The organism is Patulibacter minatonensis DSM 18081, assembly GCF_000519325.1.
GTDB classification, from domain to species: Bacteria; Actinomycetota; Thermoleophilia; order Solirubrobacterales; family Solirubrobacteraceae; genus Patulibacter; species Patulibacter minatonensis.
The window spans coordinates 1,799,698-1,812,363 of the sequence record NZ_KI912613.1; the positions used below are offsets into that span (position 1 = coordinate 1,799,698).

Genomic DNA, 12,666 nt, shown 5'->3' on the forward strand with positions numbered 1-12,666 from the left:
CTCGATGTCACCCCGCATTCGACGTCGCCTGACCGGCGGCCTGGTCCTCCTCGTCCTGGTGGCCCTCGTCCTCGTGACCCGCTCGGGCGATTCCGACGGCCAGAAGGACAACGTCCTGGTCGCCACCGTCAAGGACGCCACGAACGTCGTGCCCGGCCAGTACATCCGCGCCGCCGGCCAGATCGTCGGCGAGGTCGGGACGATCACCCCGACCGAGAAGGGCCGCTCCGTCAAGGTCGAGCTCCGGTTCAAGAACGAGGTCTGGCCCGTCCGGCGCGGCGCCAAGCTCCAGCTCCGCTGGGGCGGCACCGTCTCCTACAACAACCGCTACCTGGCCTACACGCCGGGACCCGCAGGCGGCGCGGAGCTCCAGGCCGACGCGGGCTTCCCCGCGAAGGACATCACCGTCCCGGTCGAGTTCGACCAGCTCCTGGCGACCTTCGACAAGAAGACCCGCAAGAACGTCACGACCTTCGTGACGAACGCCGGCGGCGCGCTCAAGCCCGCGAGCGAGCCACTCCACGAGGCGCTGGAGGACACGCCGGCCGCGCTCGAGCAGACGAGCGCGCTGCTCCGCGACGTCGAGGGCAACCGTGCGCAGCTCGCGCAGCTGATCGACTCGGCCGACCGCGTCGTGGGCGCCGCCCGCGAGGCCAACCCCGACCTCCGCGCCCTCGTCACCGGCGGCGCACAGACCGTGAACCTGATCCGCGGCGACGCGAAGCAGGTCCAGGCGACCCTCGACAAGGTCCCGGGCACGCTCGACAAGATCCGCACGACGCTGCCGAAGGCGGACACGACGCTCGCCAAGGCCGACGACGTGACGCGCCGCCTGGATCCCGGCATCACCGAGCTCCGCGGGATCGCCAAGCCCCTGGACCGCACCCTCGGCACGCTCGCGGACGTCGCCCCGAAGGCCCGGCGCACGCTCGCGACGGTGGCCAAGGCGACCCCGGACGTCAACACGCTGCTCGCCAAGGCCACGTCCCTGGCCCCGACCATCACCGGCATCGGGCGGCAGGGCAACCCGCAGCTGAACTGCATCCGCCCCTACACGCCGGAGATCGTGTCCTTCCCATCGAACTGGGCGGACGTCTTCTCCTGGACGGACCACAAGGACAAGTACATCCGGGCCAACGTCCAGAACATCTTCCCGGCGGCGATCAACGCGTCGTCCTCGAGCTCGGGTGACCTGACGAAGCTGTTCCCGGGCCTGAAGTACGCCTTCCCGTTCCCGCCCGGCTACCTGGCCGACCAGCCCTGGTACCTGCCGGAGTGCCACATCACGAAGGACTCCTTCGACGCGTCCAAGGATCCGGAGGCAGGCCGATGAGGTCCACCAACACGCTCCGCTACGGCCTGATGGCGATCGCCGTCTGCGCCGTCGGCATGTTCCTCGTCACCCGCGGCGGCGACGACTCCTACGACCTGAAGATCAAGCTGGCCGACGCCAACGGCCTCCGGAACGGATCGCAGGTCGCGATCGGCGGCCTCGAGGCCGGCAAGGTCGAGCTCTCGGTCACCAAGGACCGCAAGAACGTCATCGCCGACGTCAAGCTCGACAGGAAGTACGGGCCGGTCGGCAAGGACGTCCGCGCGTCGATCGCCTCCGTCAACCTGCTCGGCCAGAAGCGCGTCGAACTCGACGTGGGCAACCGCAACGACCCGGCGCCCGACGGCTACGAGATCCCCGCCGGTCGCACCGAGGTCGCCACCGATCTCGACCAGGTCCTCGGGGTGCTCGACCCCGACACGCGCACCCGGCTGAAGGTCCTGATCAACGAGACCGGCGCCGCGTTCGCGGGCCGGAAGGCCGACGTCGACAACTTCGTCTTCGAGCTGCCCGAGTCGTTCGCCGCCGGCCGCAAGCTCGTCACCGCCCTCGCGAACGACAACCACACGCTCGCAGACCTCATCAAGAACTCCGACGGGTTCGTCGGCGAACTCGCCACCCAGCGCGAGAAGCTCGGCGACCTCGTCGACACCGCCGGCAAGACGGGCACCACGCTCGTGTCGCGGCGGGCACAACTGCGAGCGGGCCTCGCCAAGACGCCGGGAACGCTCGCGGAGCTGCGGACGTTCCTGGCGCGACTGGAGACCACCAGCGGGACCCTCGCGCCGGCCGCGAGGAAGATCACGGCGACCGCGCCGTCGCTCGTCGACACCCTCGGCCAGATCGAGCCCTTCCGCAAGGCCGCCCAGCCGACGTTCGCCCGCGCCGAGAAGGCCTCGCCGCCCCTGACGAAGCTCGCCACCCAGGTCACCCCGGTCGTCCGCCAGGCCACCCCGGTGCTCGGCCAGCTCTCGACCACGGCGACCGCGCTGAAGCCCGTCACCCGCACGCTGGACAAGAGCGCCAGCAACATCATCGGCACCGTCTACAACTGGGCGCACGCCGTCCAGTTCGGGGACGCCGCGTCGAAGATCTTCCGCGGCGAAGCGGCGATCTCGCCGGACATCCTCAACACGATCATCCGCCGCGCCGAGGGCACGGGTCCGAACGTGTCGGATCCGAACGACAACACCCCGCGGGCGCGCAGCAAGACCACGCCCACCAACCGGAGAGCCGCTCCGACGACCGCCCCGAGCGGTGGCGGCCGCGGCACGTCCGGGGGCGCCGGATCCGCGTCGCCGTCCACGCCGACGACGCCCGCGCCCCAGGATGGGCTGCTCGGCGGGCTCGTCGGCGGCCTGAACGGACTCCTCGGCGGGTCGCCCGCCGGGGGCAGGTCGCCCGACCCCGCGGACAAGGGCACCGTGCCCGGACTCCTCAACTCCCTGCTCGGAGGTCCCCGATGACGCGTCGATCCCTCGGTCGCCCGACACGTCGGCGCCGTCGTCGGCGCGAGCGCATCAGCCCGCAGCGCGCGATGCTGCAGGCGGGCCTCGTCCTCGGCCTGATCGCGCTCGTGATCGCCTTCGCCGTCACGGCCTACAACGGCGTGCCCGGCAAGACGTACCGGACCGCGTACGCGATCGTCCCGGCCACCGGCAACCTGATCAAGCACGACCAGGTGCGCATCGCCGGCGTCCGCGTCGGGCAGGTGACCGCGTCGACCATCGACCCCGACGGCCGCGCCCGTCTGAAGCTCCAGCTGAGCGGCGACACGAAGCTGCCCGAGGGCACCTCCGTCCTGGTCCGCGCCAACGGCCTGCTCGGTGCGCGCTTCGTCCAGCTCAACCCGGGCCGATCCAGCCGGATGCTGCCCGACGGCGCCGAGATCAAGGGCTCCGCGAACGCCCTCACCTACGGCGTGCCCGAGGCCATCGACACCTTCGACAAGCAGACGCGTGGCGCCATGGGGACGTCCGTCCGTGAGCTCGGCGCCGGGATGGTCGGCAACGGCAAGCGGCTGAACGAGACGATCGAGCGAGCCTCGGACATCAGCCAGCCGTTCCAGACGCTGGTGGCGACCGTCCTCGCTCCGCCCGGGGCGGCCGAGCGTCTCGTCCCCGCCCTCAACCGGCTGATGATCCCGTTCAACGCGTCCCGCGAGGGCTACACCGCGATGGTGCCCCCGGCGGACAAGACGCTCCAACCGTTCGTCGACCAACGCGCTGCCGTCCACGCGACGCTCGACGGCACCGCGCCCACGCTGGACGCCGTCAAGCAGGCGTCCTCCACGGGCCAGCGGCTCCTCGCATCGGTCGACCGCCTGTCGGGCGCCGCCAACCGCACGCTGCCCCGCGCACCGGGCGCGCTCCGCGCCACCACCGCGTTCTTCGAGGAGGCCCCGACGCCGCTGAACAAGACGTCGGACCTCCTCGAGCGGGTGCCCTCCGCGGTACCGGCCACCACGAAGATCACCGACAGCGTCAGGACCCTGCTCGACCCCCTCGACGAGGGCCTGAAGACCCTCGTCCCGATCTCGAACACGCTCGGCGACTACGGGTGCGACATCGAGAACTTCGGCGTCACGCTGCGCAGCATGACCGGGTACGGCGGAGACTCGATCGCCGTCGGAAAGGGCGAGCTCGGTGAGCCGGCCGGCGCGTTCCGGGTCCACGTCGTCGTGCCGTCCCCGACCGAGCTGCTGCAGATCAAGAACAACGAACCGGTCGGTCGTCGCGACGGCTACCCCGCGCCGTGCAAGTACGTCAGCACCGAATACCCCACGTTCCTCCCGCAGGACGGTACCCCCTGATGCGCAAGCTCCTCGAGCGGTACGACAAGCCCTTCATCGTCGGCGCGGTGACGCTCATCGCCGTCCTCCTGATCATCGGCGTCGCCTTCAGCGGGGCGCACAAGAAGCTGTTCCGTGCCAGCGGCCACGAGATCACCGCGATCTTCGAGAACGCGCAGCAGCTCCGCGCCGGCGATCCGGTGCGGGTCAACGGCGTCGACTCGGGAGAGGTCGCGCACATCAAGCTCCGCGACGACGCGCGCAGCGCCGTCGTCACGATGCGCGTGGAGGACAAGGCCGGCGAGGTCTACGCCAACGCTCGCGCGGACATCCAGTTCCGCTCCCTGCTCGGCGGATCCATGTACGTCTCCCTGAACCGCGGCACGGCGGACGCCGGCGAACTCGGCGCGAAGAGCATCGACCTCAAGCGCACGACGGCCCAGGTCGAGCTCGATGACGTCAGCACGATCGTGAAGGGCAGGACCAAGCGTGGACTCCGGAGCCTTCCGACGGAGCTCGGCAAGGCCTTCTCGGACCCGCGGGATCCGGCCCGCGGGATCCAGGAGCTCGCGAAGGTCGCTCCCGACGTCCGGCGGGGCGCACGCGCCCTCCGCGGCGTGGCCGAGGGCACGGACCTCCAGCGCCTGATCCGCAACACCGCCCGGACCGTCCGGGCGCTGGACACGAAGGACCAGGGCGTGCAGAACCTGATCTCGGGCACCGCAGCGACGCTGCAGACGATCGGGAACCGCAGCGCGGACCTCCGAGCGCTGTTCCGCGACACGCCGGCCGTCGCAGCGCGCGTCGATCAGACCATGGACCGCATCGTGCCGACGCTCGCGGGCGCCGACACCCTGCTCGACAAGCTCCACGACCCTGCGGTCGATGTCGCTCCGACGGTCCAGCACCTCCGACCCGCGGTGGTCAGTGCCGACACGACGCTGAACGCCGCCCGCCCCCTGCTGCGGTCCCTCCCGAGGGCGACCACCGCGCTCGCCGCCGCTGCGAAGGACGGCAAGCCGCTGCTGGACGAGCTCACGCCCAGCCTCGAGAGGCTCGACCAGAAGATCCTCCCCAACTTCGACAAGAAGGATCCGCAGACCGGCTACACGGTCGCCGAGATGTTCGGCGCCGGCGCCGGAGGACTCGCCGGAACCACGGCGCAACGCGACGCCAACGGGCACTTCATCCGCTTCGCCGCGTCGGTCGGCAGCAATCCGCTCTACGGACCCTGCCAGCTGTACTTCGGCGAACCGGAGCACAAGAGCGAGCTGCTGCAGTGCCAGGACCTGAGCAAGACCGTCAGCGACGTGCTCGGCCCCCTCGGGCTGACCGGCCCGAAGTCCGCGGCGAAGGGCAGGAACCGATGATCAATCCGCGCGAGCACCGCTCCGAACGCGTCAACCTCGCCCGCTTCAAGCTCGAGGCCAAGCGCGGGATCGGCCCGGGCATCACGGTCCTGATCGCCCTGCTGGCGACCGTCCTCATGGGCGCGTTCGTCATCTCCAAGGTCTCACGGACCCTCTTCAAGCCGACGCAGGAGATCCGGTTCGAGGTCAAGGACGCCACCGCCCTCGTTCCCGGCATCCACGAGGTCCGCTTCCGTGGGATCCCGGCCGGCACGGTGACGAAGGTCGAGAACGGCAAGACCCCGATCATCACGGTCAAGCTCCAGAAGAAGTACGGCGAGGTGTACCGCGACGCCAAGGCCGAGCTCCGGCCGATCACCGCGCTGCAGGACCTCAACCTGGACATCGTCGACCCCGGCCGGCCGGCCGCGGGCAAGGCGACGTACGACGAGCCGCTGCCGACCTCGCAGACCTCGACCGCAGTCCGCGTCGACCAGGTCCTGAACGCCTTCCGGCCCGACACGCGTGCGCAGCTGCGAAGCCTGATCGACAACCTCGGCAACGGGCTGGCCGACAACGGCACCCGCCTGCAGGAGGCCTTCGTCGAGCTCGCGCCGCTCCTCCGCGTCGCCGGCAACGCGACGGAGCAGTTGAGCCGCCGCGAAGACCTCACCAAGGGTCTCGTCCGCAACACCGCGCTGGTCACCGACGAGCTCGGCCGCCGCGACGGTCAACTGCGCACCCTGGTCAAGGACCTCGGGAGCACGGTCGCCTCGCTCCGCGACGGATCGGGCGACCTCGACGCCACGCTGCGCAGCCTGCCGCCGACGGTCACCTCCGTCGACTCGAGCTTCGCCGCCCTCCGCGCCGCGCTCGACGACGTCGACGGCGCCGTGAAGAGCCTGAACCCGGTCGCGGACGAGCTGCCCTCGTCGCTCTCCGACCTCAAGCGGGTGAGCGACTCCGCGCGCCCGGCCCTCGACGCCCTGAAGACCCCGGTGAGGAAGCTCGTACCGCTGACCGGCGTCCTGCCGAAGGCCAGCACGGACCTGCAGACCGCGGTGTCGCTGCTGCGCCCGCAGCTGCCGCCGGTCCTCGACAAGATCACGACCGACCTCGTCAACTGCGAGAAGGGCATCAACGGCTTCTTCCAGTGGGACGCGTCGATGACGAAGTTCGGCGACATCCACGGCCTGAGTCCCCGAGGCAACCTCTCGGTCGGCGCCTCCTCCAGCGGCCTGATCAAGGGCCCCGGGTACGGCCCGAACCCGAGCTGCGTGCCCGGCGGCCCCATCGGCGGTCGTCCCGTCCGCGAATCCGACAAGCGGTGAGCTGACCATGAAGAGCAACGCGAAGTACCCCGTCCAGCTCATGATCGTGCTCGCCGCGATCGTGGTCGCCGTCGGCGGCTCCGTCGGCTTCCTCTCGCTCGGCGGGGCGCTGCACACCGGCAAGAGCCAGACGATCCGAGCCCTCGTCCCGAGCGCCGCACTGCTCGCCCCCGGCGCGCGCGTCACGATGGCCGGCGCCGAGGTCGGCTCCGTGAAGGCCGTGGAGCGTCGGGGTTCCGCGGCGCTGGTCACGATGAACGTGACCGACGACCGGGTGCTCCCGGTCGCCGAGGACGCCCAGGTCGCGGTGCGCCAGCGCACTCCGATCGGCGAGAACTACATGGACCTCGTCCCCGGCCGGTCGCGCACGACGCTGAAGTCCAGTGCGGTGCTCCCGGTCGCCAGCGCCTCCGAGTACGTCGATGCCGACCAGGTCCTCTCGATGCTCCAGGGCAAGGCCAAGGAGCGCACGAGGAAGCTGTTCCAGGGCGTCGGCAGCGCCGTCGACGGCCGGGGCAAGCAGCTCAACGAGACGGTCTCGGGCGTGAGCGACACCTTCATCCCGACCACCAAGGTCGTCAAGACGCTCTACGACCAGCGCGCGACGCTCGCACGTCTCGTCGACCGACTCGGCTCCCTCAGCTCGCTGACCGCAGAGCGCGGCGCGAGCATCGAGCAGCTCGGCCGCGACGGCGCCGCCGCCTTCCAGGCCGTCGCGGACCGGGACGACCGGATCCGCGAGCTCGTGCAGACGTTGCCCGGGACCCTCGCCGCTGCGAAGCGGACCAGCGGCATCCTCGACACGACCAGCGAGAACGCGACCCCGCGGGTGAACAACCTCGCCGCGGCGGTCGACGAGGTCCGGCCGGCCGTCGATGCCCTGCGTCCGGCGACGCAGAACGGGCGGAGCCTGCTGCGTGAGCTGACGCCGACCGCACCGAAGCTCTCGCAGACGCTCGACCAGGTCAAGGCCGCCTCGACCCCGGTGACCGACGCGATCCCGGGCGTGCGGAAGCTCGTCTGTCAGATCAATCCGATGTTGAAGTACACGCAGCCGTACACGAAGGACTTCGCCGCGTTCATCATCGGGTTCGGCTCGTCGACCAACAGCTACGACAACGTCGCCCACGCGATCCGTCTGGCGCCGGTCTTCAGCGAGAACACGCTCGTGGGGCTCCCGCGAGAGACCGTCGAGTCGTTCCACAAGCTGCTGCGCTCGGGCGTGCTCAGCCAGACCGTCGGACCGATCGACTTCGACCCGTTCCCGAAGCCCAACCAGGTCGGCGCGAACACCTCGTACGACCGGGGCCAGAACACGATCCTCGGCCCGAAGGAGCTCCGCGAGAGCGGCTTCAAGTACCCGCGGATCACGCCGAGCTGCTGAGGGACCCGCGCCGGGGCCGGCGCCCGGTCGAGGACGAGCGGACGACGAGGGCCCGGTCGATGACCGGGCCCTCGTCGTTCCTGCGCACGTGCCGGCCTCTCGGGCTCCGGTTCAGTCCATCCCGAGCGGACCCTCGGGCGCGCCGGAGAGGAACTGCTTGAGGAACGGCTTGTCGGACGCGTAGATCTGGTCTGCCGGGCCGGACTCGAGGATCGTGCCGTCGTAGAGCACCGAGATGTGCTCGCTGACCTCCTTGATGAGCGGGAGGTTGTGCGTGATGACGACCATCGTCCCGCCGGTCAGCGCGTGCTGCTCGACGAGCAGCTCGGCCAGCAGCTTCGTGCGCACCGGGTCGAGGCCGGAGTCGGGCTCGTCGCAGAGGATGATCCGCGGATCGAGCACCATCGCGCGAGCCAGGCCGGCGCGCTTGCGCATGCCGCCCGAGAGCTCGTTCGGGTACCGCTTCGACGCGCTCTCGAGGCCGACGCTCTGCAGCCGGTCCATGACCAGCTCCTTGATCTGCGACTCGCTGAGGTCGGTGTGCTGCCGGAGCGGGAACGCGACGTTGTTGTAGACGTCCATGATGCTGAAGAGCGCACCGTCCTGGAACATCACGCCGATGTCCGTGCGCAGCGCGAGGAGCTCGGAGCGGCTCATGTTGCGCAGCGGCTTGCCGTGGATCACGACCTCGCCGGCGTCGGGGGCCAGGAGCCCGATGATGTGCTGGAGCAGCACGCTCTTGCCGGTGCCGGAGGGACCGAGGACCGTCGCGATGACGCCCTCGGGGATCTGGAGGTCGACCCCGCGGAGGATCGACGCGCGGCCGAAGGACTTGTGGACCCCCCGCGCCTCGATCGCCGCGATGTCGTTGTCGATCGCCGCGATCGAACGGCCGTCCGTCGTGGTCGATGCCCGCGGGGCACCCGACTGGTCGGTGAGCAGGCGCCGAAGCACCGGGTCGACCTCGAGGTACTGGCGGATCGGCCCGGAGAACGTCGCGAGGCCGGCCGAGAGGATCGTCGGCATGTGGAGCTCGCCGCGGGCGAACAGGCGCCCCTGCTCGGGGGTCAGCCCGATCTCGATGTCAGCGGGTCGACCGCCGTCACCGATCGAAGGATCGCCGTCGAGGTCGAGGAAGACGCGACCGTCCTCCCCGGCGACCCGGATCTCGACCGTCGCCCGGGCGTACCCGAGCCGGGGCACGACGGGCGAACCCGAGTCCATGACGCCACGGAGCGCCCGCTCGATGGTGGGGATGGCGGTCACGTCGATCTCTTCTGGCGCATGCCTGACGTCCACGGGTGGCGACTCCTCGCTCGCTGGACACGACTCGGGCGGCCCACCGGCCCGCGCCACGTCTCGTCCCGATCCGTGGCGTCGGTCACAGTGACCGCACAGTGGTCGCAGACTACACCATTCATAAAACCGAGCGTTAACTAATGGATGGGAGTCGTCGTGGGCCCTCTTCGCAGGCGTTGGCCGGTTTCCAGCAACGCGAGTCTCCACGGTCGGAACATTTTGCGAACGTGCGTTTCTTAGGTGCTAGGTTCGATCAGGAGTTCGCGCCCGCGCGCGGGCGTCGTCCCCGAGCACGGAACCGCATGAGCTACGTCATCACCCAGTCCTGCTGCAACGACGCGATCTGCGTCGCCGTCTGCCCGGTGGACTGCATCCACCCGACCCCCGACGAGCCGGGGTACGCGACGACCGACCAGCTCTACATCGACCCCACCCTCTGCGTCGACTGCAACGCCTGCGCCGAGGTCTGTCCCGTCTCCGCGATCCGACGCGAGCAGGAGCTCCCCGACGCGCTGCGGCCGTACGCCGGCATCAACGCCGGGTACTTCGCGGCGGCCCGGGCGTGAGCGCCGCGCTCCGGGTGGCCGTGGTCGGGGCGGGCCCCGCCGGCGCCTACGCCGCCGAGCGACTGGTCGAACGTCCGGGCGTCGAGGTCGAGCTGTTCGAACGGCTCCCCACACCCTGGGGGCTCGTCCGCGCGGGCGTCGCACCGGACCATCCCGAGACGAAGGACGTGACGCAGGCCTTCCAGTGGACCGCGTCGGACCGCGCCGTGCGCATGCACCTGAACGTCGAGGTCGGCCGGGACGTCTCCGCGGAGGACCTCGCCGCCCACCATCACGCGGTGATCTACACGGTCGGCGCGCCCACCGATCGCCGGCTCGGCATCCCGGGCGAGGACCTCCCGGGCAGCCACGCGTCGACGGCGCTGGTCGCCTGGTACAACGGCCACCCGGGGGCGCGCGACCTGGGCATCGACCTCTCGGGAACGCGCGCGGTCGTCGTCGGCAACGGCAACGTGGCGCTCGACGTCGCGCGGATCCTCACGCTCCCCGTCGAGGTCCTGCGCCGCACCGACATCGCCGACCACGCCCTCGACGTCCTCGGCGACAGCGCGGTCGAGGAGGTCGTCGTGCTCGGCCGTCGCGGGGCGGCGCAGGCCGCCTTCACCACCCCCGAGCTCCTGGCGCTGAGCCACCTGCCCGGCGTCGACGTCCGGGTCGACGCCGAACCCTCGGAGCTCGACGACGGGTCGCGGGCCACGACGCCCGGGCGGCCGCCGGACTACGCGGTGGGGCTGAAGCTCGACCTCCTCCGGGCGCTGTCGGTCCGCGAGCCCACCGGCGCGCCGCGGCGGATCGTGCTCCGGTTCCTGGCGTCCCCGGTCGAACTCGTCGGCGACACCGCCGTCGAGCGGCTCCGGATCGCGCGCAACGAGCTCGTGCAGGACGAGGACGGACGGGTCGGCGCGCAGCCCACGGACCGGATCGACGAGCTCGAGGCCGGCCTGGTGCTGCGCTCCATCGGCTACCGAGGCGAGGCCCTGCCGGGCGTCCCGTTCGATCCCACCGCCGGCCGGATCCCGAACGACCGCGGTGCCGTCGTCGACCCGGCGACCGGCAAGACGGTCCCGGGGCTCTTCACCGCGGGGTGGATCAAGCGCGGGCCGACCGGCGTCATCGGCACGAACAAGGTCTGCGCGCGGGAGACCGTCGATCGCCTGCTGGCGGACCACGCGGCCGGTCGACTGCCGGCTCCGCGCGGGGGCCGGCGGGAGCTCGACGAGCTGCTGCGCCGCCAGGTGCCCGAGGCCCTCGGACTGGACCACTGGCGCCGCCTCGACGAGCACGAGCGGCGGACCGGCGCACCGCAGGGCCGCCCGCGGGTGAAGGTCACCGAGGTCGACGAGATGCTCCGCGTGGCGCACGCCCCCGAGTCGGCGGCGTCCCGGTGAGCACCGCCACGCCGCCCATCGGCGACGCCGTCGGCGGGCCGCTCCACGGCGTTCGGATCCTGGAGGTCGGCGGGATCGGCCCGAACCCCTTCGCGGGCATGATGTTCGCCGACATGGGTGCCGACGTCCTGCGGCTGGACCGCCCGGGCGCGGAGGGTGCCCCCGGGCGCCGTTTCGACGTCCCGACGCGGGGGAGGGCCACCGTCGGCATCGACCTGCGCGATCCGGAGGGGCAGGACACTGTCCTCGGGTTGGCGGCGGAGGCCGACGCCCTGATCGAGGGATTCCGGCCGGGGGTCATGGAGCGGCTCGGTCTCGGCCCCGACGCGGTCCGGGAACGCAACCCCCGTCTGGTCTACGGCCGGATGACGGGCTACGGGCAGGACGGTCCACTCGCCCGCACGGCGGGACACGACATCAACTACATCTCGCTGACCGGGGCGCTCGGCTCCTTCGCACGCGAGGGCGAGCGACCCCTCGCGCCGATGAACGTCGTCGGCGACTACGGGGGCGGGGCGATGATGCTCGCGTTCGGTGTCGTCTGCGGCATCCTCGAGGCCCGCACGTCGGGCCACGGGCAGGTCGTCGACGCCGCGATGGTCGACGGCTCCGCGCTCCTGACCGCGATGATGCACGGCTTCCGCGCCGACGGCTCGTGGCACGACCGCGCCGGGACGAACCTCCTGGACTCCGGTGCGCACTTCTACGAGACCTACGAGACCGCGGACGGCCGCCACGTCGCCGTCGGCCCGCTCGAGCCGCAGTTCTACGTCCGGCTGCTCGAGGTCCTGGGCATCGACCCCGCCGACGCACCCCAGGACGACCGCTCCCGGTGGCCCGAGCTGAAGGCGCGCTTCGCCGCGGTCTTCCGCACGAGGACCCGGGACGAGTGGGTCGCACTGCTCGAGGGCGAGGACGCCTGCGCGACGGGCGTCCTGACGATGGCCGAAGCGCCGGGGCACCCACACCTGGAGTCCCGAGGAGTGTTCGTCGAGGTCGACGGCGTCCTGCAGCCCCAGGCCGCGCCCCGCTTCAGCCGGACGCCGGGGGCGGCCCGCCCCCGCCCACGAGACCTCGGTGCCGCACTCGCGGCCTGGGGCTCGGCGGGTGAACGGCTCCGTCGACCGCGGAGCTGAACCCCCGCGGAAGCGGATCGAGCGCTCCGCGACATAACGAACCGGTCGGTCACTAAAAGTCCTCCGATCGGCCCATATCTGATCTACTG

Annotated in this window: 8 protein-coding genes and 1 pseudogene; 8 read left to right on the forward strand and 1 reads right to left on the reverse strand. The window is 71.2% G+C overall.

Going from position 1 to position 12,666, the window contains the following annotated elements:
* Nucleotides 1–4 precede the first annotated feature (4 nt).
* Genes PATMI_RS28420 through PATMI_RS0108225 form a run of 6 tightly spaced genes read left to right on the forward strand, consistent with a single transcriptional unit; the run spans nucleotide 5 to nucleotide 8,188 of the window.
* Complete coding sequence (locus PATMI_RS28420) at nucleotides 5–1,333, forward strand: MlaD family protein (RefSeq protein ID WP_036725491.1); 1,329 nt, start codon at nucleotides 5–7, stop codon at nucleotides 1,331–1,333.
* The gene (locus tag PATMI_RS0108205) at nucleotides 1,330–2,799 is read left to right on the forward strand and encodes an MlaD family protein (RefSeq protein ID WP_026910542.1); all 1,470 of its coding nucleotides are present in this window, start codon (nucleotides 1,330–1,332) and stop codon (nucleotides 2,797–2,799) included. The genes PATMI_RS28420 and PATMI_RS0108205 overlap by 4 nt, the downstream gene beginning before the upstream one ends.
* Nucleotides 2,796–4,145, forward strand: a complete 1,350-nt coding sequence (locus PATMI_RS0108210) for an MlaD family protein (protein WP_084269789.1) — start codon at nucleotides 2,796–2,798, stop codon at nucleotides 4,143–4,145. The genes PATMI_RS0108205 and PATMI_RS0108210 overlap by 4 nt, the downstream gene beginning before the upstream one ends.
* Nucleotides 4,145–5,494 carry an MlaD family protein gene (locus PATMI_RS0108215; protein WP_026910544.1) on the forward strand — a complete coding sequence of 450 codons (1,350 nt, stop codon included), beginning with the start codon at nucleotides 4,145–4,147 and terminating at the stop codon, nucleotides 5,492–5,494. The genes PATMI_RS0108210 and PATMI_RS0108215 overlap by 1 nt, the downstream gene beginning before the upstream one ends.
* Nucleotides 5,491–6,804, forward strand: coding sequence for an MlaD family protein (locus PATMI_RS0108220; protein WP_026910545.1), 1,314 nt, complete (start codon nucleotides 5,491–5,493; stop codon nucleotides 6,802–6,804). Before PATMI_RS0108215 ends, PATMI_RS0108220 begins: the two co-directional genes overlap by 4 nt.
* Nucleotides 6,805–6,811: 7 nt before the next feature.
* Nucleotides 6,812–8,188 carry an MlaD family protein gene (locus tag PATMI_RS0108225; RefSeq protein ID WP_026910546.1) on the forward strand — a complete coding sequence of 459 codons (1,377 nt, stop codon included), beginning with the start codon at nucleotides 6,812–6,814 and terminating at the stop codon, nucleotides 8,186–8,188.
* A gap of 111 nt (nucleotides 8,189–8,299) precedes the next feature.
* On the opposite strand, the gene PATMI_RS34130 is transcribed toward PATMI_RS0108225, so the two are convergent.
* Complete coding sequence (locus PATMI_RS34130; RefSeq protein WP_051471212.1) at nucleotides 8,300–9,454, reverse strand: ABC transporter ATP-binding protein; 1,155 nt, start codon at nucleotides 9,452–9,454, stop codon at nucleotides 8,300–8,302.
* 335 nt (nucleotides 9,455–9,789) lie between these two features.
* Between PATMI_RS34130 and PATMI_RS28430 the strand changes: the two are divergent.
* Both PATMI_RS28430 and PATMI_RS0108240 read left to right on the forward strand, forming a co-directional pair.
* Nucleotides 9,790–11,441: pseudogene (locus PATMI_RS28430) on the forward strand (FAD-dependent oxidoreductase).
* Nucleotides 11,438–12,577 carry a CaiB/BaiF CoA transferase family protein gene (locus tag PATMI_RS0108240; RefSeq protein WP_245604134.1) on the forward strand — a complete coding sequence of 380 codons (1,140 nt, stop codon included), beginning with the start codon at nucleotides 11,438–11,440 and terminating at the stop codon, nucleotides 12,575–12,577. Before PATMI_RS28430 ends, PATMI_RS0108240 begins: the two are co-directional and overlap by 4 nt.
* The last annotated feature ends 89 nt before the right edge of the window (nucleotides 12,578–12,666 follow it).

Coding starts and splice junctions, on each gene's coding strand:
- PATMI_RS0108225 (WP_026910546.1), top strand. CDS start 6,812: ATGAAGAGCAACGCGAAGTACCCCGTCCAGCTCATGATCGTGCTCGCC.
- PATMI_RS0108220 (WP_026910545.1), top strand. CDS start 5,491: ATGATCAATCCGCGCGAGCACCGCTCCGAACGCGTCAACCTCGCCCGC.
- PATMI_RS0108205 (WP_026910542.1), top strand. CDS start 1,330: ATGAGGTCCACCAACACGCTCCGCTACGGCCTGATGGCGATCGCCGTC.
- PATMI_RS0108210 (WP_084269789.1), top strand. CDS start 2,796: ATGACGCGTCGATCCCTCGGTCGCCCGACACGTCGGCGCCGTCGTCGG.
- PATMI_RS0108215 (WP_026910544.1), top strand. CDS start 4,145: ATGCGCAAGCTCCTCGAGCGGTACGACAAGCCCTTCATCGTCGGCGCG.
- PATMI_RS28420 (WP_036725491.1), top strand. CDS start 5: ATGTCACCCCGCATTCGACGTCGCCTGACCGGCGGCCTGGTCCTCCTC.